The sequence below is a fragment of the Cytobacillus purgationiresistens genome (assembly GCF_030813235.1).
Lineage (GTDB): Bacteria > Bacillota > Bacilli > Bacillales > Cytobacillaceae > Cytobacillus > Cytobacillus purgationiresistens.
In genome coordinates this window covers 67,766-90,133 of the sequence record NZ_JAUSUB010000021.1, presented here as the reverse complement: position 1 = coordinate 90,133, position 22,368 = coordinate 67,766, and the positions used below count along the sequence as shown (strand labels likewise).

Below are 22,368 nucleotides of genomic sequence, written 5' to 3'. Positions count from 1 at the left end.
GGACGCATTTTTTAATAATAAAATGATGGATGATGGATTGTGACATGGCATTTTTAAACAGAGAAGGCTCTAAAGTTTATGTATCATTGAAAAAGAGAGTCTCTGCAGCTTTTCTTAGTGATAATTTTGTCCTTGTGTAAATTCAGCACTAGCAAATTTCCCTTTAAGTGTTTCAATTAAATAAATCCCCATTAAATTATTTAGCTCTTGATTATCAAGTTCATTGATTAACTCTAGAAGATCTTCTCTGCTCATTTCCTCTAAAAATGCAAAGGCAAGCATATCTATATCTTCTTCGTCTCCAGTTAGTTTGTTGCGGTAATAATCATAAAGTTCATCAATAATTTTCATAATATCTCTCTAGCTCCTTTCAAATTTCTTTAAGCACTTAATTTAACGATAGTATATGTAAACTTAATTTTATTGATCGTGATTTCGTATAAATTACTTAAAAATGTGGGAAACGATACTTAAGAAGTATAAAGGGGATGACAAATATGGCTGAGAAAAAAACATATTATATCGCAATTGCTGATGGAGAGATTTCACAAAGCTCCACTTCTTCTTCATGGGATTTCAAAATTGACGCAACAGACGATGAGATTATTGAATTGAGAGAGATATTTGATCAAAATTATTCAACAGAATGGGAAAGCTTCTTCAGAGCCCATGTTCCTTATTTGCAGTACCATTTTGACAGACAAAATGATAAATATGATGATGGTCTATCCAAGGTCTATAGCGTCATCCATCGTCTAGGTGACCAAGAAGCGAAACAGCATATCGAAAGTATGGGCATTTTGCCAACAGAAAATTAAAAGGCTATTGATATTCATTGGTTTTCGCAGATAAACGATATATAATGAGAAAAAAACGAAGGATCAATGAGCGAGGATAATGATGGAAACTTTTATGGATGAGAACGGAGCGATTGTCCGACTATCTTTTGAAAAAGATATATTTAAGATGGAGCCTAAGCATGTTCTTGTCATATGCAGAACGGAAAAACATTGGCTATTAACCAATCATAAAAAACGGGGACTTGAATTTCCGGGGGGGAAGCTTGAACCTGGTGAAACATTAGAGCAAGCAGCTGCACGGGAAGTATTAGAGGAAACTGGTGCCCTGCTCAACCGATTGGAATGGCTTGGCGAGTACGAAGTATCTAAAGAAGCAGATCGATTCGTAAAAGCCATTTATGCAGGTGAAGTGAGTAGGATAGAAACCAGAAACCATTACTTTGAAACCACGGGACCTGTTTTAATTAAAGGGGACCTTTTGTCGGAACGCTTTAAAGATGAATATAGCTTTATCATGAAAGATAAGGTTGTTGAGAAAAGTGTTCAACGATTTATACAAAATGAGAATAAGCAGCATAATTGAAAACTGGCAGACTCAATCGCATATAGCGACTGGCTCTGCTTTTTTAATGAGATTTCTCCGTACCGGAAGGCGATATTTCAGCTAAAAAAAAAACGGCGATAAAATGAGATTATCGCTGATATATTCAAAAAATCGTCGATATAGTATCGTCACATCACCTTTATGTGTATTTAACTTAAAAATCGAAAAAAAATCTCATTGCTGAAAGACGATTTTCAGCTTGAAAATAAAATTGGGCGATAAAATGAAAAAATCGACGATAAACCAAAAAAATCGGCGATAAAATGAGATTATTGCTGATATATTCAAAAAATCGTCGAAATAGTTTCGTCACATCACCTTTATGTGTTTTTAGCTTAAAAATCGAAAAAAAATCTCATTGCTGAAAGACGATTTTCAGCTTGAAAATAAAATTGGGATATAAAATGAAAAAATCGACGATAAACCAAAAAAATCGGCGATAAAATGAGATTATCGCTGATATATTCAAAAAGTCGTCGAAATAGTATCGTCACATCACCTTTATGTGTTTTTAGCTTAAAAATTGAAAAAAAAATCTCATTGCGAAAGACGATTTTCAGCTTGAAAAAAAATTGGGCGATAAAATGAAAAAATCGACGATAAAATGAGATTATCGCTGATATATTCAAAAAGTCGTCGATATAGTATCGTCACATCACCTTTATGTGTATTTAGCTTAAAAATTGAAAAAAAATCTCATTGCTGAAAGACGATATTCAGCTTGAAAAAAAAAATTGGGCGATAAAATGAAAAAATCGACGATAAACCAAGAAAAAACGTCGATAAAACAAGATTATTGCTGATATATTCAAAAAGTCGTCGATATAGTATCGTCACATCACATCACCATTGTCGGTTTGCAGACTAAATATTGAGTAAAAATCTCATTGAGAAAGACGATATTCAGCTTGAAAATAAAATTGGGCGATAAAATGAAAAAATCGACGATAAAACAAAAAAATCGGCGATAAAATGAGATTATCGCTGATATATTCAAAAAGTCGTCGATATAGTATCGTCACATCACATCACCATTGTCGGTTTGTAGACTAAATATTGAGTAAAAATCTCATCGCAGAAAGACGATTTTTAGCTTAAAAAAGAAAATTAGCGAAAAAATTTTCCTCGCATCACATTGTTGGCCTCTAAACCAAAACCTCTTCACAAATAACTCGAAAATAACCAACATAAACTCAACTCATCATTTTCAAAATGTTGCCCTAAAAACAATCAGCTCCACATACACGATTAGTTATTTTTTATTAATTTTTTCTCAATCAACTCGACTACTTGATACATGATCGTTGCGAGGACAGCGATGATGAGCAGGGAAAGCATGACTAGGGTGAAATTAAATACTTGGAAGCCATATATAATCATGTAGCCGAGGCCTTTAGAGGCTACGAGGAATTCTCCGACAATGACACCTACCCATGATAACCCTACATTTACTTTTAAAGTAGAAATGATGACAGGGAAGGACGAGGGCAGGATGGCTTCTTTGAATATTTGATATCTTGTGCCGCCAAAGGTTTGCAGGACTTTTATATAATTCGGGTCTACTTCTCTGAATGATGTATAGACGACGATGGTGGTAATTATTACGGATATGATGGCACCCATTGCCACAATCGATGTGAAGCTGGGACCGAGAGCAACAATTAGAATCGGGCCAAGGGCAACCTTAGGCATTGAGTTCAGAATAACTAAGTAAGGATCAAGTATTTTTGAGAGGAATGGTGACCACCAGAGCAATGCGGCCAAAAGCGTTCCTAACAAAGTCCCTAATATAAACCCTAATACAGTTTCTGATAAGGTAAAGCTTAAATCTAGCCATAGGGAACCATCTTGAATTTTAACGATCAATAGATTCCATACCTTTGAGGGTGCACTAAATATTAGAGGATCTATCCATTGCAGTCTGCTTGCTATTTCCCAGCCGGCAAATATGACGATGAAGATTAAAAATTGGTAGAACCTCACCCATCTTTTCTCTCGGTTTAATGAGTGGATAAATTGTTGATGAAGGAGTTCAGTATTTGTCTTCAGGCTCAATGGATTCCAACTCCTTCCAGATGGATTGGAAAATGTCTGTGTAAGCCTCGTGATTTCTAGTATGAAATGGGGTAAGGTCTCTTAATTCTTTTGGGATATGGAACATTTTGTGTATGTGTCCTGGGCCGGGAGAGAATAAATAAACCCGGTCGCTCATTGCGATTGCTTCCCCAATATCATGGGTGACAAGGATGGCAGTTTTGCCAAAAGATTTTAAGGTATTGGAAACGAGATTTTCCAAGTTTAGCTTTGTTTGGTAATCAAGCGCCGAGAAGGGCTCATCAAGCATGAGAAGCTTTGGCTCAGTAGCAAGAGTACGCACGAGCGCTACTCTTTGTCTCATCCCCCCGGAAAGCTGTTTCGGATAAAGGGGTTCAACGCTCTGTAATCCCATTTTTTCTAATAAATCATGTGCGTATTGTATCTTATCCTTTTCAAGGCTGCCGCTAATTTTAAGACCGAGAAGTATATTTTCTTCAATTGTCTTCCATGGAAATAAATAGTCTTGTTGAAGCATATAGCCAATTTCATTATCCTTTGTTCCAACCTTTTTACCTTCTAGTTCAACCAAGCCTTCTGTTGGCTTGATTAACCCAGCGATGATGGAAAGCAATGTGGTTTTACCGCAACCGCTTGGCCCTAGGAAAGAAACGAATTCTCCTTCAGCCACATCAAGTGAAACATCGGAGAGGGCCGTAACTGCACTGGTTTTTGTAAAATAAGTATGATGAATATCATCAATTTTTAAGAATTCCATATTTCGGTCTCCTCTTTTCATTAAAAGCCACCCATAAGAATGGAAAAAATAGATCTAAGTGGCTAAATGGTCTGCCGTTTTCTACCTTTACTCTTCCATTACTTTTTTAGCGATAGACGTATTTACTAAGGAATCATAGTCTGCACGTTGTGGTAATTCTCCGGCTTCATCCATAATATTTTGCAGATTATCCCATTCCTCTTGATCCAATATCGGATCTGTTGCAAAGGAGTCTTGATTTTTATACCGTTCAACCGACATTTCGATGATATCCAAATCCGTATTATCGAAATAGCCCTTGATGACATCTGCTGTTTCTTTTGCAGTATGGGAATCGACCCACTGTTGAGCTTTATAAATGGCTCTTGTAAACTTCTCAACCGTATCCGAATTGTCTTTAATAAAGCTTTCTTTTGTCATGAATGACGTATACGGCAAGTGACCTGATTCAACGCCGAAAGAAGCAACGATATGACCGATTCCTTCTTTTTCAAAAACACTTGCTGTTGGTTCAAATAATTGCACAAATTCACCTGTACCTGATGAAAATGCTGGTGCAATATTAGCGAAATCAACATTTTGAATAAGATTTAAATCTTTTTGCGGATCAATGCCATGTTTCTTTAATGCGAATTCACCGGCCATTTGCGGCATACCGCCTTTTCTCTGACCGAGGAAAGTGCTATCTTTTAAAAGATCCCATGAGAAATTATCAATCTTTTCACGTGCGACTAAGAAAGTTCCGTCTGTTTGAGTAAGCTGTGCGAAGTTAATAACTGGATCATTTGCACCCTGTGCGGACACATAAATGGAGGTCTCAGAGCCGACAAGAGCCACATCAATGCCATCAGAAAGCAACGCTGTCATTGTTTTATCACCACCAGCGGTTGTCGTTAACTGAACGTCGAGTCCTTCCTCTTCAAAAAAACCTTTTTCTATGGCAACATATTGAGGAGCATAGAATATAGAGCGAGTTACTTCGCCGATCCGCACCTTCGTCACTTCATCCTTGCCGCATGCAGCGAGTGGAATGATGAGAATGGTAATAAGGAATAGGGAAAAACTAATTTTCAACCACTTTTTCATTATTTTTGAACCTCCCAAATAAAAGCATCTGTTTTAAAAGCCTAAAATATCGTATGAACGTGACAAAAATGTGTGAGTGCCTATTTAAATCTTTTTCACACTTTAATAGTGGATATATTGGCATACATAAAGGGAATGGACAAATAAGGAAAGACATCTTTTGCAGGGAAAAGTAAAAGTGAGGAGGGGGTCTTTGTAACGAATAAACCACCGTTTGTCTTTTAAGATAGAACTTCACTTTTCCTGTTTCAAAACCATGCAATCGATTTGTGCTTTTCCTATTTAAAAATTAAGGGGGGATATCTTTGACAAAGATCATAAACAAATGGAGGTTTCCTTCTCCTCATCCAGACATAGAATTATCGCTTGTTACTTACATGGCTGGAGGCTTGAAGGTCAAAGGTTTGCTAGCTGAACCAAAAGATGTTGAGAATTATGACGGCTTTTTATATTTACGTGGAGGAATAAAAAATGTAGGCAAAGTAAGGCCAGGTAGAATTGTTCAATTTGCTTCTCAAGGATTTATTGTCTTCGCGCCCTTTTATCAAGGTAACCAAGGTGGGGAAGGCAACGAGGACTTCGCTGGTGAGGATAGGGAAGATGCTTTTGCTGCCTTTCGTTTACTGCAAACACATGCTAGAGTGAAGAAAGTACATATTTTTGGTTTTTCAAGAGGTGGTGTAATGGCGCTTCTCACAGCTATCCATCAGCCTGAAGTTGCATCAGTAGTGACTTGGGGTGGGGTGAGTGATATGTTTCTTACTTATGAAGAACGAAAGGATTTACGGAGAATGATGAAAAGGGTGATTGGGGGTACGCCTAATAAGTACCCTGAACGATATGAGTATCGCACGCCTCTTTTTGAGTTGGAAAAGTTACAAGCCAATGTTCTTATTATCCATGGCGAGAAGGATCATAATGTATCCGTTGAACACGCCCATAGGCTTGAGAATCGGTTGAAGGAGCTTAATAAAAATGTGGAAACTTGGTATTTTCGCGAATTAACCCATTATTTTCCACCTAACAAGAATCGGAAAATTGTAGTGGATTTGACCATGTGGATGAAGGAACAATCCAGGATAAGCATATAGCGTTTTATGATAGAGAATGCTTTATCTGTCTGTAAATCTGATATAAAATAATACCATAAAGACAAAGTGAGGCTAGATAATTATGGGGATGCCATTAGAGTTAAATACGATGATTGTAACGAAAGGCAGAGAAGTGCGTCTAGATGAAAATTATTTTTCCTTAACAAAAGAGGGATATCGTTTATATCCGCTCGATATTCCTGTTGAAGTGAAAAAGACATTGGATGGGGAATTAAGTGGAACAGCGGTTATTAGAAAAGTAGAGATGGAAAGTAACCTGACTACAATTAAGTATCAGCTGGTTTCGTTGAAATCATCAAATTAAGTAAAAGAAAGGACGATGTTCATTGAACATCGTCCTTTTTGTATGAAATTATGCGATTGGTCCGCCTTTTTCTTCGATATCTGAAGAGATGTTACCAAACTTCTTGAAGTTTTCACGGAATTGAGCAGCAAGTTCTTTTGCTTTTGCTTCATAAGAAGCTTGGTCTGCCCAAGTTTTGTTAGGTAGAAGAACCTCATCAGGTACACCAGTAACATGTTGAGGAATATCGAGACCAAAGATTTGATCCTTTGTTGTCTCTACATGGTTTAATTCGCCTTCTAATGCTGCTTCAACCATTGCACGAGTATAAGCCAGCTTCATACGGCTGCCTACTCCATATTCTCCACCAGTCCATCCAGTGTTAACTAGGAAGACTTTTGCATTGTGCTCGTCGATTTTCTTTCCGAGCATTTCAGCATATTCTTGTGCAGGAAGCGGCAAGAATGGTGAGCCGAAGCAAGTTGAGAATGTGGCTTGAGGTGAAGTGATTCCACGCTCTGTTCCAGCAAGCTTAGATGTATATCCGCTTAAGAAGTGATACATAGCTTGTTCTTTTGTTAATTTAGAGATTGGAGGCAGTACGCCAGATGCATCAGCAGTTAAGAAGACAATCGTATTCGGATGACCAGCAATGCTTGGTTCAACGATATTGTCAATTGCTTGAAGCTGATAAGCAGCACGAGTATTTTCAGTTAAAGTGCTATCATCATAGTCAGCAACACGTGTCTCATTATTTAATACAACATTTTCAAGAACTGCTCCGAAACGAATCGCATCGAAGATTTGTGGTTCTTTCTCACGAGTTAGGTTAATACATTTAGCATAGCAGCCGCCCTCGATATTGAATACACCATTTGGAGACCAGCCATGCTCGTCATCACCAATTAAGCGGCGGTTGGAGTCAGCTGATAATGTTGTTTTACCAGTTCCAGACAAACCAAAAAATAAAGCAACATCGCCTTCACGGCCAACGTTTGCTGAACAATGCATTGGCAAAATGCTGTTTTGTGGTAACATATAGTTCATAACTGAGAAGATGGATTTCTTCATTTCACCAGCATATTCAGTTCCGCCGATTAAAACAATACGACGTTCGAAAGATACGATGATGAAAGTTTCAGACTTTGTTCCATCTACTGCAGGATCTGCTTTAAAGTTTGGTGCAGAGATAACTGTAAATTCTGCTTCATGATCAATCAACTCGTCTTCTGCGGGACGAATAAATAATTGATGAGCAAAAAGGTTATGCCATGCATATTCATTAATTACTTGAATCGGCATACGGTGTTTTTTATCAGCACCTGCAAATCCTTTGAAAACGAATAATTCGTTTTGATCTTTTAAGAAACTAATGACTTTATTGTAAAGGTTATTGAAGGATTCTTCTGAAATTGGCTGATTGACACTTCCCCAGTCAATTTTATCTTTAGAGCTAGCTTCTTCAACGATATATTTATCTTTAGGTGAACGGCCAGTATATTTTCCAGTAGTGGCACGAACTGCACCAGTTGAAGTAAGTACTCCCTCATTACGGTTTAATACTTTTTCCACAAGCTGAGGAACAGATAATTGAACTTGGATGTTGTCGCCTTTTAGTAGATCATTTAACTCAGTTATCGATACAGAATTCATCTGATGAATACCTTCCTTTATTCAGAATTATTTTTAAAAGAAATTATATCTCAAAATTCGAATGTGTTTTATCTTCAAAAATAGTATAACACATTAAATTATATAGTCTATACTATTTCGCGGATTTTTCATAAATCATGAAATTGTCACAAATTCAAAAAATATTCCTTTTTTTAGGTTGAACTTTTTCAAAATGGCTGATTCATTATTTTGTTGTAATTTTGTTATATATAAGGAAATGATTTTTTTTTATGGAAGAATATTCTATGATATCGGACAATAAATGGTTATGTTTCTAGATTTGGTTATAAATAAAGTGGAAAGAGGCAATTCATTAACAATTTCTGTTACACCTATTTAAATAATGAAAAATAATTGACTAGAGCCTTTCTGTAAGTTATGATAAATCCTTGAACGGATACTCTCTTATCCCGAGCTGGTGGAGGGACAGGCCCTATGAAACCCAGCAACCTGCCAACTTCATTTTATGTGCAAAGGTGCTAACCTGAAGCAAGGATAAACAATGATTCCTTGATCGATAAGAGTGAAAGGCGCGAATCAGTTTGCTTTCAACCTTTTCACTAATGGGGAAGGTTTTTTTTCATGTCTTAGGCTTAAGACAAAAAAAGTGAATTGTAAATGAGATGAGCGGCTTTTGGAATGTTCTATTTATGAGGCATGGAAGAATATGATGGGTCATTCCCAATATACCAACTTTGCGCATAGGTTATTGGGGAATTAAAAATCAATCACATATCTTCTTCATAAATGATCATGTTTATATCATACTACTAAGGGAATGAGTTCCGTATCAAAAAAAATTTAAGACTTAGAAAGTTTTCTTAGTCTTGTTTACTCGATAAATAAGGAGGAAGTCAGATGTCAACAAAACGTAGATTGTTTACTTCTGAATCAGTGACTGAAGGTCATCCGGATAAAATCTGTGACCAAATCTCTGATGCGATCTTAGATGCTATCTTATCTAAAGATGCGAATGCGCGTGTTGCTGCAGAAACATCTGTAACAACAGGTCTTGTTCTTGTGGCGGGGGAAATTACTACTTCCACATATGTAGACATTCCAAAAATCGTTCGTGAAACTGTGAAGGAAATTGGTTATACACGTGCTAAGTATGGTTTCGATGCTGAAACATGTGCTGTATTAACTTCCATTGATGAGCAGTCAGCTGACATTGCAATGGGTGTTGACCAAGCGCTTGAAGCTCGTGAGGGTCATATGAGCGATGCTGAAATCGAAGCGATTGGTGCTGGAGACCAAGGGTTAATGTTTGGGTTTGCATGCAATGAAACGAAAGAGCTTATGCCTCTTCCAATTGCATTAGCTCATAAAATTTCCCGTCGTTTAACTGAAGTACGTAAAGAAGAAATTCTTCCTTATCTTCGCCCGGATGGAAAGACACAAGTGACTGTCGAGTATGATGAAAATGACAAGCCTGTACGTATTGATACAATTGTTATTTCTACTCAACATCATCCAGAAATCAGCTTAGAGCAAATTCAACGTAATCTTAAAGAGTATGTGATCAATCCAGTAGTTCCTAAGGAATTAATTGATGAAAATACTAAGTATTTCATCAATCCGACGGGCCGTTTCGTTATCGGCGGACCTCAAGGAGATGCTGGTTTAACTGGCCGTAAGATCATCGTTGATACTTATGGCGGTTATGCTCGCCATGGCGGGGGCGCATTCTCTGGTAAGGATCCTACCAAAGTAGACCGTTCAGCTGCTTATGCTGCTCGTTATGTAGCGAAAAACATCGTTGCTGCCGGATTAGCTGACAAGGTAGAAGTTCAGCTTGCTTATGCAATTGGTGTAGCGCAGCCGGTATCTATTTCAGTTGATACGTTTGGTACTGGTATAGTGAATGAAGATGTACTAGTTGATGTAGTGAGAAATAACTTCGATTTACGTCCAGCTGGCATCATAAAAATGCTTGATCTTCGTCGCCCAATTTATAAACAAACAGCTGCTTACGGACATTTCGGCCGTACAGATGTGGATCTTCCTTGGGAACGTACAGATAAAGCAGAAGCAATCCGTACAGAAGCGTTAAAATAATATTTTTATGTATGGCAAATGCGGAAGTTGCAGTTAAATGTAACTTCCGCATTTTTTATTTCGTCTTATGTTAAAGGGGAGGAAAAAAAGTTTATTTTCCAATAGTTAAGACAAAACTGAAAGTATCAGTTCCTTTATTTTCCCCTGTTTTTTTATATCTTTGTACCATCTTTTATGGAATAATGGTAATATTATTAAGTGTTTTTTACAGTAGTAAGAAACCTCTAGATGTTTTTGAAGAATAGAGCTATGATGAAATACGGTAAAAGAATAAGATGAAGAAGGTGACGTACATAATGTGTGGATTTATTGGTTGTGTACATGAAAAAGCACAGAATTATCGTGAAGATGTAAAGCAGCAATTTAAAAATATGAATGATATCATCACACATAGAGGACCGGATGATGCCGGTTATTATTTTGATGATCATATACAATTTGGTTTTCGCCGCTTAAGTATTATTGATATTGAGAGCGGCCATCAGCCATTAACCTATGAAAATGAACGTTATTGGATCATTTTTAATGGTGAGGTATATAACTATGTTGAACTTCGTGAAGAACTGCTGGAAAAAGGCTTAACTTTTGAAACAAGCTCCGATACAGAAGTCATTATTGCAATGTTTAGCCAATACAAAGAAAAAGCGGTTGAGAAGCTTCGCGGGATGTTCTCTTTTGTTATTTGGGATAAACAGGAGGAAACATTATACGGAGCAAGAGATCCATTCGGAATTAAGCCATTTTTCTATTTTGACGATGGTGAAAAAACATTCTTTGCTTCAGAAAAGAAAAGTATTTTACTTGCTCTGAAGAACGATGTAATCAATTATGAAGCTTTGCAGCATTATATGACCTATCAATTTGTACCTGAACCGCTAACAATGTCTGAAGGAATTCATAAATTAGAGCCTGGACATTATTTCACAAAGAAAATTGGCGGAAAAATGGAAATCAAGCGCTATTGGAAAGCGGCTTTCCATCCAATCCAAAGATCTGAATCTGATTATATTAAAGAAATTCAAGATGTGCTGATTGATTCTGTAAAAGTGCATATGCGCAGTGATGTGCCAGTAGGTTCTTTTCTTTCAGGCGGAATTGATTCTTCCATTATCGCTTCAATCGCTAAACAGTTCCATCCTTCAATTAAAACTTTCTCTGTCGGATTTGAAAGAAATGGTTTTAGTGAAGTGGATGTAGCAAAGGAAACAGCAGAAAAATTAGGCGTTGAAAATATCAGCTATATTATCACTCCTGAAGAATATATGAATGAAGTGCCAAAGATTATGTGGCATATGGATGACCCGTTAGCAGATCCTGCCTGCGTACCGCTGTATTTCGTAGCAAGAGAAGCGCGTAAGCATGTGACAGTTGTTCTTTCAGGTGAAGGTGCGGATGAATTATTCGGTGGATATAATATTTATCGTGAACCGCAAGATCTTGAAATGTTTAATAAAATTCCTAAAGCAGGAAAATCTCTGCTTAAAGCAGTTGCGAATATTATGCCTGAAGGAATGAAAGGAAAGAGCTTTATCGAACGTGGTGTGACTCCAATGGAAGAACGCTATATCGGTAATGCAAAAATGTTCCTTGAGGAAGAAAAACGCAAACTACTTCATGTTTACAATGAAGGTCTGGATTATCGTGATATAACAAAACCTTTGTATGCGGAAAGTAAAGGCTATGATCCAGTAGACCAAATGCAGTTTATTGATATCCATACTTGGATGCGTGGAGATATTCTTCTTAAAGCTGACAAAATGACAATGGCTCAATCGCTTGAGCTGCGGGTTCCATTCCTTGATAAGGAAGTATTTGATGTCGCTGCAAATGTCCCAACAAGCTTAAAAACTGCGAATGGGACAACAAAATATGTGTTGCGAAAAGCGGCTGAAGGCATTGTCCCAAGCCATGTGCTCGATAGAAAAAAATTGGGCTTCCCAGTGCCAATCCGCCATTGGTTAAAAGATGAAATGAACGACTGGGCAAAAACGATTATTCGTGAAAGCAACACGGAGCATTTAATCAATAAAGATTATGTGTTAAAGCTGCTTGAAGATCATTGCCAAGATAAAGGCGATTATAGCCGTAAAATCTGGACAGTATTAATGTTCATGGTTTGGCATAATGTATTTGTGGAAAAGAAATATTCTTTTGAAAACGAATTTATTAAAGCGAAGAATCTTGAGCCGCAAAAAGGCTAATAAGAGACAAAAAAGACAGAGGAATATTCCTTCTGTCTTTTTTGTATGAGTAGTTAATTATCCTTAATAGCAAGAAGAATTTTATTTTAAGTAAGTTATAGCTTGCTGGCCCATCTGTACCCAAGCAGCCTCGAAATCCTTAATTGGCGCTTTTGTATTTTTTTGGCCTGTATAAGGATCATTGAAAAAGACGTAATCCTCGTTATAGCCTGTGACCAGAACGGAATGCTCTTTATAAGTAATATCTATTTCTCCGCTAGATGTCTGCCATGTTTGAAAAGAAGCCGATGGCAGTTTTTTATAAGTTGTATTGGTAATTACCCATACCGGTCGATCATCTGACAGATGTGTTTTGATGGAGGAAAAATCTGAACCGGTTATATCCAGGATATTACCAGGCAGGTACTGTTCCGCTAATTCCTTTATTGGCGCATGGTATACTCCGAGCCCTCTTTTTTCATATGTATACATATCCCCAACAAATCCATCATTAGGATGCCCATAATAGATTTTACCGTCCTTTTGTTTATACGGTTCATCATTTTTCCTAACTTCTTTAGCCAAAGTCATTTTATCCACGTCTACTCCTGCATGCTGAAGCAGCATGGCTAAACTGGTTACTTCACAGCCTCTTGGCAGTTCGGGAAATTGAGGGATGGATGGAGTATCTATTAACACTTTATCTTGTATTTTCACGATAAAGATTTCTTCATTGTCTGAATCAGCCATTTGAGATTCATTTTCCTTATTAAACCAATCCTTTAGATTTTCCATAGCCATCGCAACTGGAATTCTACCGGAAAGGAATGAGCCGATGATGACAAAAAACAATGTGATGAATAACAAAGCCGCACTTTTTTTCATTTTTGTCATAATCAAAACGGCAACGAGTAGGAACAGGGCAATATAGAGTAAAAACAATGCTTGCACCACCTATTGTTTAATTTCATGTTTTATATCGGCTCAATTTGGAATTATATAAGTGAAAAGTGAGTCTTATTTTGACTCTTGCTGAACAGATTTATAATATTGACCTTTTTCAGCGTACTCGCGAACGATGCGCTCCATATCTTTAATATCTTCTTCGTTCAATTCACGCACCACTTTAGCAGGACGACCAAAGGCAAGGGTATTCGGAGGGATTTTTTTTCCTTGCGGGACAAGGCTACCAGCACCAATAAATGCGCCTTCGCCAATTTCTGCTTGGTCAAGAATAATAGAGCCCATTCCAATCAAAGCTTTTTTTCGAATGACACAGCTATGCAGAATGACTTGATGGCCTACGGTTACTTCATCCTCTAGAATAAGTGGATTATTTGGACTTTGATGTAATACAGAATTATCTTGGATATTCACTTTTTTACCTATATAGGTTGGGGCAACATCGCCACGGATGACAGTGTTGTACCATACGCTGGACTCTTCTCCGATTTCAACCTCTCCAGTCACTGTTGCATAGTCGGCAATAAACGCACTTTCTGCGATTTTTGGTTGTTTATCTTTAAATGGATAGATCATATTATCAAACTCCTTCAATAATTTACATAATTCGATTTTACCATAGGCAGTTTAAGTAATGAGATTTTGTGTAATTTAATTGCATTACATATGAAGAATTTTCGTATGTAGGATATAATATAAAATAACAATCATGTACGAAACAGAACAGTTTTAGGAGGAAGGTCTATGTGGAAGTGGGAAGCTGAAGGAGAGGCAAAGGCGGTCATAGTCATGGTTCATGGTGCAATGGAACATCATGGAAGATATGGCTGGCTGATAGAAATGTGGCGATTATCCGGGTTTCATGTCATTATGGGAGATCTTCCTGGGCAAGGAATGACCACACGTTCTAACAGAGGTCATATTGATTCCTTTAATGAATATTTAGTGGAAGTCAAAGATTGGATTCAAGCAGCATATGAATTTGATTTGCCTGTTTTTCTTCTCGGACATAGTATGGGAGGACTCATATCTATTCGGCTCTTACAAGAAGAAAGATTGAAGCTTGCTGGTGTAATATTATCATCTCCTTGTCTGGGACTGGTAAAGGTACCAGCAAAGCCATTAAATATTCTTTCATATGGCCTCAACGTTATCACTCCTTCTTTAAGATTAAACTCCGGTTTAACTGTTGAAATGGCAACACGTAATCCAGATGTGAGAGACGCGGACTTGAATGATACATTATACATCACAAAAGTTTCTGTTAGATGGTATCGTGAGTTAGCAAAAGCAATGAAAGATGCTTTAGAGCAAATAGATAAGGTTCAGGATGTACCCTTGTTAGTGATGCAAGGCGGTGACGATAAAATCGTAAATAAAGTACCTGTGAAAACCTGGTTCAATCAAGCGCCATTTTCCGAAAAGCGCTTCAAAGAATGGCCTAATTGCTATCATGAAATATTTAATGAGCCTGAGAGAGAAGATGTCTATGACTATGCAAAGGACTTTGTTATGAGTCAACTGAAAGCGATTGGGTATTTAGTGTGATTGGTCTCTTTGCAGTGTAGATTGAAGAGGAATAGAGCAAGCTAACTTTATGGGTTGTTTCTTTTAGGGAACATAGTTCAAGTGAAAACCTCGGAATTTATGTTCTAATCGAGATATTGGAACAGGATTCAGGTGAAAAACTTGGAATTTATGTTCTAATCGCGATATTGGAACAGGATTCAGGTGGAAAAACTTAGGATTAATGTTCTAATCACGATATTAGAACATGATTTAGGTGAAAAACTCGGGATTTATGTTCTAATCGCGATATTGGAACAGGATTTAGGTGAAAAACTCGGAATTTATGTTCTAATTGCGATATTGGAACATGATTTAGGTGAAAAACTCGGAATTTATGTTCTAATTGCGATATTGGAACATGATTTAGGTGAAAAACTCGGAATTTATGTTCTAATCGAGATATTAGAACATGATTTAGGTGAAAAACTGGGGAATTATGTTCTAATCGAGATATTGGAACATGATTTAGGTGAAAAACTCGGAATTTATGTTCTAATCGAGATATTAGAACATGATTTAGGTGAAAAACTCGGGATTTATGTTCTAATCGCGATATTGGAACAAGATTCAGGTGAAAAACTCGGGATTTATGTTCTAATCGCGATATTAGAACATGATTTAGGTGAAAAACCTGCGAATTATGTTCTAATCGAGATATTGGAACAGGATTCAGGTGAAAAACTCGGGATTTATGTTCTAATAGAGATATTGGAACATGATTCAGGTGAAAAACTTGGGATTAATGTTCTAATCGAGATATTGGAACAGGATTTAGGTGGAAAACTCGGAAATTATGTTCTAATCGAGATATTAGAACAAGATTCAGGTGAAAAACTCGGGAATTATGTTCTAATCGAGATATTGGAACAGGATTCAGGTGAAAAACTCGGGATTAATGTTCTAATCGAGATATTGGAACATGATTTAGGTGAAAAACTCGGAATTTATGTTCTAATCGCGATATTGGAACAGGATTCAGGTGAAAAACTCGGGATTAATGTTCTAATTGCGATATTGGAACAGGATTTAGGTGAAAAACTCGGAATTTATGTTCTAATTGCGATATTGGAACATGATTTAGGTGAAAACCTCGGAATTTATGTTCTAATCGAGATATTAGAACATGATTTAGGTGAAAAACTTAGGATTAATGTTCTAATCACGATATTAGAACATGATTTAGGTGAAAAACTCGGGAATTATGTTCTAATCGAGATATTGGAACAGGATTCAGGTGAAAAACTCGGGATTTATGTTCTAATCGAGATATTGGAACATGATTTAGGTGAAAAACTCGGAATTTATGCTTTCGCAAATCGAGTAGTCCAGCTGCGGTGGCTAGCCCCAAGAGGTCATAAGTCAGGAATTTATAAGGATAGATCACCTTCTTTTTCCTTCCCGTCTTAAGCTTGTCGGCGCTTAGCGTGCCCCCTTCGCATTGCTGTAAATCAGCTGCGGGGGCTAGAGGCTCGAGTCTTAAGACAAGCCAACCAAAAAGAAAGACTACCTTTTCCGGTTGTCTTGTCTTAAGCTTGTCGCCCCTGAGCAAGCCCCCTTCGCATTTCATAGAGGATGGTGTTTATGAATGTTCCAATTATGCCTATTAGTTTGATGGTGAATGTTTATCGAAAGGTTATGCCAGCCGTGAATAAGGAGCTTCATTATTGGCAGGAACGGGCGAATGAGATTCCTGACTCGGAGCTACGGAAACAAGCGTTACATAGTATAGAGCAAAAGGCTTTTCACTGTGAAGGGGGAGCTATCATGGCTCTCTTGTCAAAAGAGGCTTATTTGCCAGTCATCAAGTTTATTGTCGCCTATCAAACCATCAGTGATTATTTAGATAATTTATGTGACCGGAGCACATCGCTGGACCCTAATGATTTTAAGGCATTACATGAGGCAATGATTGATGCTTTAACTGTTGATGAGATGGCGGATTCGAAAAATTATTATCGGTTTAGAAATGAACAAGACGATGGTGGGTACTTAGAAGAATTAGCCTCTACTTGTAGAGAAGTGCTCAAGGAAGTACCGAATTATCAGGGAGTTAAAGCGCATTTGATTGAACTTTGTCAGTTTTACTGTGATCTGCAGATTCATAAGCATGTGATGGTGGAAGAACGTGTTCCGAGACTAAAAAGTTGGCATGAGGAGAATCAGAAAAACATTCCAAAGATGGCATGGTATGAGTTTTCAGCTTGTTCAGGCTCTACATTAGGAATATTTTGCCTTGTTTCATATGCAATGAGATCCGATTTTGAAGATATATATGGGGAAAAAATCCGTGCGGGTTATTTTCCGTATATCCAAGGTCTTCACATATTACTGGATTACTTAATTGATCAAGAGGAAGATCGTGAAGCTGGAGATTTAAACTTTTGTTTCTATTATGAAAATGAACAAGAGATGTTTGAGAGAATTCGTTTTTTTGTAGCAGAAGCGGATAAACATACGAGTCAGCTGCCACATAAACGGTTTCACCTTCTCATCAACCGTGGACTTTTAGGAGTATATTTATCAGATGAGAAGGTCAATCAACATCATGGGATGAAAAAGCTGGCAAAAAAAATCATTAGAACAGGGGGACTCTCGAGCTTCTTTTTCTATATGAATGGGCGCGCGTATCGAGCAATAAAGAATCGGTTCTCCTTTACATAAAAGATAAAGCGCTAAAACAATGCGCTTTATCTTTTTTCTATTGCCACAATAAAGGGCGGGTTATTCATCTGATTAATGAATTGATATTGTAAAATATGGGCTCTATTTTGATCAACAGTCTTCAAATAGCGAAGGATGTAATCCCTTTCTACCGCCCCTTCTGGATGACCATGATAGATAACCAATACGATGATGCCTTCAGGAGCAAGGATATCAAGTAATTGGTCTATCGCTGAAATGGTCGTGTTAGGTCTTGTAACAATGTCTTTATCGCCGCCGGGTAAATATCCTAAATTAAAAACCGCACCTGTGATTTTTCCATGGTGAATGGGCGGGATACATTCAATGATTGTTTCATGCCCTTGATGGAATAAGGTTACTCGATCAGATAGTTGGTGTTCAGCAAGGCGGCCTTTTGTGGCTAAAATGGCAGCCTCTTGAATATCAAACCCATAAACCCTTCCAGTCGATCCAATAAGCTGTGCTAGAAATAATGTATCATGTCCATTTCCAAGCGTACCATCTATCACGATATCTCCTGGGGTAATTGCTTTTTTGAGTAGATCTCTTCCAAAGGGCAAAACTCGTTCGAGCCTCATGATCTCACCTCCAACGGTTGTGCATGATCGTTCTTTCCTTGCCAACTATTTCTTCTTTTCATTTCGGCATCGATTCCATTTAAAACGTCCCATTTATTTACACTCCACATAGGTCCAACCATCTTCTCAATTGGGCCGTCGCCAGTAATGCGATGAATAATCATTTCTGAAGGTAAAATCTCTAATTGATCGCATACTAAATTTATATATTCGTCCATAGGTAAAAATTCGAGCAAGCCTTTTTCATATTGCTTTACCATGGGTGTTCCTTTTAAAAGATGAAGTAGGTGAATTTTTATACCCTGCACATCTAGCTTTGCGACTTCTTTTGCTGTCTCCATCATCATTTTTGAAGTTTCTAGAGGGAGACCGTTTATGATATGTGAACAAACATTAATACCATGTTTACGCAGTTTATTTACGCCTTCAACATAGCAATCAAAGTCATGGGCACGATTGATAAGTAGAGCGGTTCTTTCATGCACCGTTTGCAGGCCTAACTCAACCCATAAATAAGTGCGCTTGTTTAAATCAGCTAAATATTCAACAACATCATCAGGCAGGCAGTCTGGTCTTGTTGCGATAGATAGCCCGACTACACCCTCTTGCTCTAGAACCTGTTCGTACATTTCTTTTAGCACCTCTACAGGTGCATGGGTATTTGTAAAAGCTTGAAAATAAGCGATATACTTGCCATCTTTCCATTTATGGTGCATTTTTTCTTTAACTTTTATAAATTGGACATCCAACGGTTCTGCGCGATTGCCGGCAAAGTCACCTGAGCCTGCGACACTGCAAAATGTGCAGCCGCCATGTGCGACAGTTCCATCACGATTCGGACAATCGAATCCGCCATCTAGTGCAACCTTAAATACTTTATGGCCGAAATGGTTCCGCAGGTGATAATTCCATGTATGATAACGTTTATGATCCGCAGCATACGGAAAAGGGTTTTCTTGAGACAAAACTAATTCCTCCTCGTCACTACAATCCTTATGACAAACTCAATCTTATCACGAAGTCAACCTTGATTCCAATGCAATTGCCAGCAATTCTTATAGTAGAAAAAAACCAGAAAGAGCAAACTAATTACGAAGCAAAGAAGCTTCATAAGTCCTTTTTAGAGGAGGAGAAAAAATGGCAACTCGTGATTCAGTAGATGACCTTCTGCAGCAATGTGAGGATGCACTTCGCTTTGCTCAGGATCAATATCAGGACGGTAGAATGCAGGAGCATTTCAATGATAGTGGATACGCTGATGCGCTTTCCTATTTAGAGAATGCCTACAATGATTTAACGACCCTTGCACATAGTGCAAATGCCCAGCAAAGAGAGCAGCTACACCGTATGAGGCTTCAGCTTCAGCAGCTTCAAAATCAAATGATCATCACTCCACATTAAGAGGTGAATAATCCATGGTAAAAAAACGTTCTAAACAAAATAATCCTGAGCAAAAGACAAGAAATGGAGTAAATAATCAAGATTTTGAATTTGGTCAGGAGAATAATGAAATTAAGCTGTCTAAACAAAAATATGAACAAACCGGTGGGCAAAAAGTAAAATCGAAGTTCCACCCAGAACCTGAACAATCAAGCTAAAGAGAAAGCCAATGTCCTTTTGCGGGATATTGGCTTTTTGTATAATCTATCTTTTTTACATTCCCCTTAACCCTTATTAAAACTTACTAAACCGCCCCTTAATATCGACTTTAATCTTTTTGGATTTGTGTCTGAAAATGTCAAAAAAAACTTATTGCAAGTTCTTTGAAAAAGAACTAAAATTACTTTGGTATTCGAAATAAAATAAAATCTTTAATATAGAAAAGGGGGTATTTTCATGCCTCGTGCCTTATGGCTTTTAGTAATTGGGATGGCGGTTAATGTAACCGGCTCTTCTTTTTTGTGGCCGTTAAACACGATCTTTATCCATGATTATCTCGGTAAGTCTTTGTCGGTCGCTGGAATTGTTCTCATGTTGAATGCAGGAGCAACAGTGATAGGGAATTTAATTGGAGGAGCCTTGTTTGATCGAATTGGCGGTTATCGTTCGATTCTGCTCGGAATAGCAATATCGATTGTATCTTTAATTGGTATGGTCTTTTGGCATGGTTGGCCTGAATATATTGTCTTTTTAACGATACTAGGATTCGGCTCTGGAATTGTTTTTCCTTCTATGTATGCAATGGCAGGTTCAGTATGGAAAGAAGGGGGAAGAAAAGCCTTTAATGCCATGTATGTGGCGACAAATTTAGGTGTTGCAATCGGTGCAGCATTAGCAGGTTTTATTGCTTCCTATTCGTTCGAACTAATTTTTATAGCAAATACATTGATGTATTTGATTTTCCTTTTCATCGCTGTGTTTGGTTATCGGGGCTTGGATACGAAAGAAGTTCAACAGACATCTGTTATACAAGAGAGCACCAGATTCAAAGGCAATGTTAAGATTTATGCTCTTTTCATATTATTAATCGGCTATCTTCTTTGTTGGGTCGGTTACGTGCAATGGCAGTCAACCATTGCTTCATATACACAAGAAATTGGCATTTCTTTGAAACAATATAGCATGCTTTGGACGATTAATGGCGCACTGATTGTTTTAGGTCAGCCGCTGATTAATTTACTTGTGAAAAGGATGAAATCCTTAAAAACTCAAATTACAATTGGCATACTCATTTTTGCAGTCTCATTTGCAGTTGCAGGTGGTGCAGATGCATTTTCTGGATTCCTGGCTGCGATGATTATTTTAACTATCGGGGAAATGCTAGTCTGGCCTGCAGTCCCAACGATCGCCAATGATTTAGCACCTAAGGGCAGAGAAGGCTTTTATCAGGGAATCGTGAATAGTACTGCCACTGGTGGACGGATGATTGGTCCATTGCTTGGTGGGGTGCTTGTTGATTTATATGGGACATCCGTTTTATTCTCGATATTAATTGCTCTGCTAGTTGTCTCTATCTATACAACGCTCATTTATGATAAGAAATTAAAGCAGAAAAAAATAATTACTGTTGCTTCATAAACTAATCGCCATGCCTAAATCAGCATGGCGATTATATTTGATCTCTTATACTTAACTGATATCTTGCCATTGCTCAGTCTGAGCTTCATCAACAAAAATCACCTCATTGAAAAAGCTTTTTAGCACAAGCCACCTTGCAGGATAAGAGGCGATGAATGTATCAATCGCTTTGGCAGAGTAAAGGACTAAGCAATCAAGCTGTGGCTTTATTTGTTTCAAGTCGTAAAATAATGCATGGGGAATGGTGTAGTAATCATTCATTTGATAAGGATTCAGTTTCATTGATTCAATATGGTTTGCTTCAAGATATGAAAGAATGGATTCTTTCTGAATGTCAGTACTTTCATTGATAGTAGTGTAATCGTTCATCTGCCATTTTTCATTGATAAAATAAATGCCCTTCATGATTTTCCTCACCTTTCCTTATTTTTTACTATAGTTATGGGCAAAATAAGGAAGGGAGATACGTGATTTTCTTAAAATATGGAACCTTAAATAGTGTAATCACATAAACTAACCTTACATTTTACTCGAAAAGGCCTACTTGCAACGTGTCGGGAAATTGATTACAATGTCATTATATATATTGAGTATCTGCATTGATAAGGAATAGTAATGAATGGCAGCCTGTACAATAGAGAACTGACGGTTGGTGGAAGTCAGTCAGGCACATCATGAACTCGCCTTTGAGCAGCAAGTGTGAAGAATAGTAATACTTGCCGTTTTCCGCGTTAAGGATGAATGAAGCGAATAGCCTAGTGCTATTAATGTGGGTGGTACCGCGGGAGTCATACATAATCCTCTCGTCCCTATTTTGGGATGAGGGGTTTTTTTGTCTAGTTGAGGAAGCTGGATTCTCGAAGTCATTAGATCAAATCATAGTCTGATTCGTCCTTTGACTGTCGAGGTTGAACGAGCCTTCTCAGCTTTTCGGATAATACTTAATAAA

22 protein-coding genes, 1 riboswitch and 1 other annotated feature are annotated in these 22,368 nt (G+C 37.7%); of the genes, 12 read left to right on the top strand and 10 right to left on the bottom strand.

What is annotated here, in order from left to right:
• Positions 1–114: 114 nt before the first annotated feature.
• A complete protein-coding gene (locus J2S17_RS20120; protein WP_307477555.1) occupies positions 115–351 on the bottom strand; it encodes a DUF6154 family protein in 237 nt (78 codons plus the stop codon).
• A 146-nt stretch (positions 352–497) separates the two neighbouring features.
• Between J2S17_RS20120 and J2S17_RS20115 the strand changes: the two genes are divergently transcribed.
• Together J2S17_RS20115 and ytkD are read left to right on the top strand one after the other, a co-directional pair.
• Positions 498–818, top strand: coding sequence for a hydrolase (locus J2S17_RS20115; protein ID WP_307477554.1), 321 nt, complete (start codon positions 498–500; stop codon positions 816–818).
• A gap of 79 nt (positions 819–897) precedes the next feature.
• Positions 898–1,383, top strand: a complete 486-nt coding sequence (gene ytkD / locus J2S17_RS20110) for an RNA deprotection pyrophosphohydrolase (protein ID WP_307477553.1) — start codon at positions 898–900, stop codon at positions 1,381–1,383.
• A gap of 1,269 nt (positions 1,384–2,652) precedes the next feature.
• On the opposite strand, the gene J2S17_RS20105 is transcribed toward ytkD, so the two are convergent.
• The 3 genes from J2S17_RS20105 to J2S17_RS20095 all read right to left on the bottom strand — a co-directional run bounded on the left by J2S17_RS20105 (position 2,653) and on the right by J2S17_RS20095 (position 5,302).
• Positions 2,653–3,453 (bottom strand): ABC transporter permease, encoded by an 801-nt coding sequence (locus tag J2S17_RS20105; RefSeq protein ID WP_370875088.1) that lies wholly within the window; start codon positions 3,451–3,453, stop codon positions 2,653–2,655.
• Complete coding sequence (locus tag J2S17_RS20100; RefSeq protein ID WP_307477551.1) at positions 3,437–4,216, bottom strand: ABC transporter ATP-binding protein; 780 nt, start codon at positions 4,214–4,216, stop codon at positions 3,437–3,439. Before J2S17_RS20100 ends, J2S17_RS20105 begins: the two co-directional genes overlap by 17 nt.
• An 87-nt stretch (positions 4,217–4,303) precedes the next feature.
• Complete coding sequence (locus J2S17_RS20095; RefSeq protein WP_307477550.1) at positions 4,304–5,302, bottom strand: ABC transporter substrate-binding protein; 999 nt, start codon at positions 5,300–5,302, stop codon at positions 4,304–4,306.
• Positions 5,303–5,607: 305 nt separating this feature from the next.
• Here J2S17_RS20095 and J2S17_RS20090 point away from each other — a divergent pair, with 305 nt between their 5' ends.
• Together J2S17_RS20090 and J2S17_RS20085 are read left to right on the top strand one after the other, a co-directional pair.
• Positions 5,608–6,393: an alpha/beta hydrolase family protein gene (locus tag J2S17_RS20090; RefSeq protein WP_307477549.1), complete on the top strand. Its 786-nt coding sequence runs from the start codon at positions 5,608–5,610 to the stop codon at positions 6,391–6,393.
• A gap of 82 nt (positions 6,394–6,475) precedes the next feature.
• Positions 6,476–6,718: a DUF2584 domain-containing protein gene (locus J2S17_RS20085; RefSeq protein WP_307477548.1), complete on the top strand. Its 243-nt coding sequence runs from the start codon at positions 6,476–6,478 to the stop codon at positions 6,716–6,718.
• 48 nt (positions 6,719–6,766) lie between these two features.
• On the opposite strand, the gene pckA is transcribed toward J2S17_RS20085, so the two are convergent.
• Positions 6,767–8,350 carry a phosphoenolpyruvate carboxykinase (ATP) gene (gene pckA, locus J2S17_RS20080; RefSeq protein WP_307477547.1) on the bottom strand — a complete coding sequence of 528 codons (1,584 nt, stop codon included), beginning with the start codon at positions 8,348–8,350 and terminating at the stop codon, positions 6,767–6,769.
• A 423-nt stretch (positions 8,351–8,773) separates the two neighbouring features.
• Positions 8,774–8,895, top strand: a riboswitch (SAM riboswitch).
• A 334-nt stretch (positions 8,896–9,229) separates the two neighbouring features.
• Here pckA and metK point away from each other — a divergent pair.
• Positions 9,230–10,429: a methionine adenosyltransferase gene (metK, locus tag J2S17_RS20075; protein WP_307477546.1), complete on the top strand. Its 1,200-nt coding sequence runs from the start codon at positions 9,230–9,232 to the stop codon at positions 10,427–10,429.
• A gap of 296 nt (positions 10,430–10,725) precedes the next feature.
• The gene (asnB, locus tag J2S17_RS20070) at positions 10,726–12,630 is read left to right on the top strand and encodes an asparagine synthase (glutamine-hydrolyzing) (RefSeq protein ID WP_307477545.1); all 1,905 of its coding nucleotides are present in this window, start codon (positions 10,726–10,728) and stop codon (positions 12,628–12,630) included.
• A gap of 81 nt (positions 12,631–12,711) precedes the next feature.
• On the opposite strand, the gene J2S17_RS20065 is transcribed toward asnB, so the two are convergent.
• Both J2S17_RS20065 and J2S17_RS20060 read right to left on the bottom strand, forming a co-directional pair.
• The gene (locus J2S17_RS20065) at positions 12,712–13,503 is read right to left on the bottom strand and encodes a C39 family peptidase (protein WP_370875087.1); all 792 of its coding nucleotides are present in this window, start codon (positions 13,501–13,503) and stop codon (positions 12,712–12,714) included.
• 123 nt (positions 13,504–13,626) lie between these two features.
• On the bottom strand, positions 13,627–14,148 hold the full coding sequence (locus J2S17_RS20060) for a gamma carbonic anhydrase (protein WP_307477543.1): 522 nt from the start codon (positions 14,146–14,148) through the stop codon (positions 13,627–13,629).
• Positions 14,149–14,316: 168 nt separating this feature from the next.
• Between J2S17_RS20060 and J2S17_RS20055 the strand changes: the two genes are divergently transcribed.
• The 3 genes from J2S17_RS20055 (at position 14,317) to tbcS (ending at position 17,802) form a co-directional block, all read left to right on the top strand.
• A complete protein-coding gene (locus J2S17_RS20055; RefSeq protein WP_307477542.1) occupies positions 14,317–15,120 on the top strand; it encodes an alpha/beta hydrolase in 804 nt (267 codons plus the stop codon).
• A 183-nt stretch (positions 15,121–15,303) separates the two neighbouring features.
• Positions 15,304–16,548 (top strand): hypothetical protein, encoded by a 1,245-nt coding sequence (locus J2S17_RS20050; RefSeq protein ID WP_307477541.1) that lies wholly within the window; start codon positions 15,304–15,306, stop codon positions 16,546–16,548.
• 174 nt (positions 16,549–16,722) lie between these two features.
• Positions 16,723–17,802 carry a tetraprenyl-beta-curcumene synthase gene (gene tbcS / locus J2S17_RS20045; protein ID WP_307477540.1) on the top strand — a complete coding sequence of 360 codons (1,080 nt, stop codon included), beginning with the start codon at positions 16,723–16,725 and terminating at the stop codon, positions 17,800–17,802.
• Positions 17,803–17,828: 26 nt separating this feature from the next.
• Here the strand turns inward: tbcS and mnmM are convergent, their stop codons facing one another.
• On the bottom strand, positions 17,829–18,401 hold the full coding sequence (mnmM, locus tag J2S17_RS20040) for a tRNA 5-(aminomethyl)-2-thiouridylate-methyltransferase MnmM (RefSeq protein ID WP_307477539.1): 573 nt from the start codon (positions 18,399–18,401) through the stop codon (positions 17,829–17,831).
• The gene (mnmL, locus tag J2S17_RS20035) at positions 18,398–19,366 is read right to left on the bottom strand and encodes a tRNA modification radical SAM protein MnmL/YtqA (RefSeq protein WP_307477538.1); all 969 of its coding nucleotides are present in this window, start codon (positions 19,364–19,366) and stop codon (positions 18,398–18,400) included. The genes mnmM and mnmL overlap by 4 nt, the downstream gene beginning before the upstream one ends.
• A gap of 172 nt (positions 19,367–19,538) precedes the next feature.
• Here mnmL and J2S17_RS20030 point away from each other — a divergent pair, with 172 nt between their 5' ends.
• From J2S17_RS20030 to J2S17_RS20020, 3 genes are all read left to right on the top strand, one after another.
• Entirely contained in the window at positions 19,539–19,802 is a 264-nt protein-coding gene (locus tag J2S17_RS20030; RefSeq protein WP_307477537.1) for a YtzC family protein, read from the top strand.
• A gap of 14 nt (positions 19,803–19,816) precedes the next feature.
• The gene (locus tag J2S17_RS20025; RefSeq protein WP_307477536.1) at positions 19,817–19,999 is read left to right on the top strand and encodes a glycogen biosynthesis protein GlgD; all 183 of its coding nucleotides are present in this window, start codon (positions 19,817–19,819) and stop codon (positions 19,997–19,999) included.
• A 238-nt stretch (positions 20,000–20,237) separates the two neighbouring features.
• Positions 20,238–21,419 carry an MDR family MFS transporter gene (locus J2S17_RS20020; RefSeq protein WP_307477535.1) on the top strand — a complete coding sequence of 394 codons (1,182 nt, stop codon included), beginning with the start codon at positions 20,238–20,240 and terminating at the stop codon, positions 21,417–21,419.
• Positions 21,420–21,470: 51 nt separating this feature from the next.
• Here J2S17_RS20020 and J2S17_RS20015 read toward each other — a convergent pair whose 3' ends face one another.
• The gene (locus tag J2S17_RS20015) at positions 21,471–21,824 is read right to left on the bottom strand and encodes a hypothetical protein (RefSeq protein WP_307477534.1); all 354 of its coding nucleotides are present in this window, start codon (positions 21,822–21,824) and stop codon (positions 21,471–21,473) included.
• A 185-nt stretch (positions 21,825–22,009) separates the two neighbouring features.
• Positions 22,010–22,233, top strand: a binding site (T-box leader).
• Positions 22,234–22,368 lie beyond the last annotated feature (135 nt).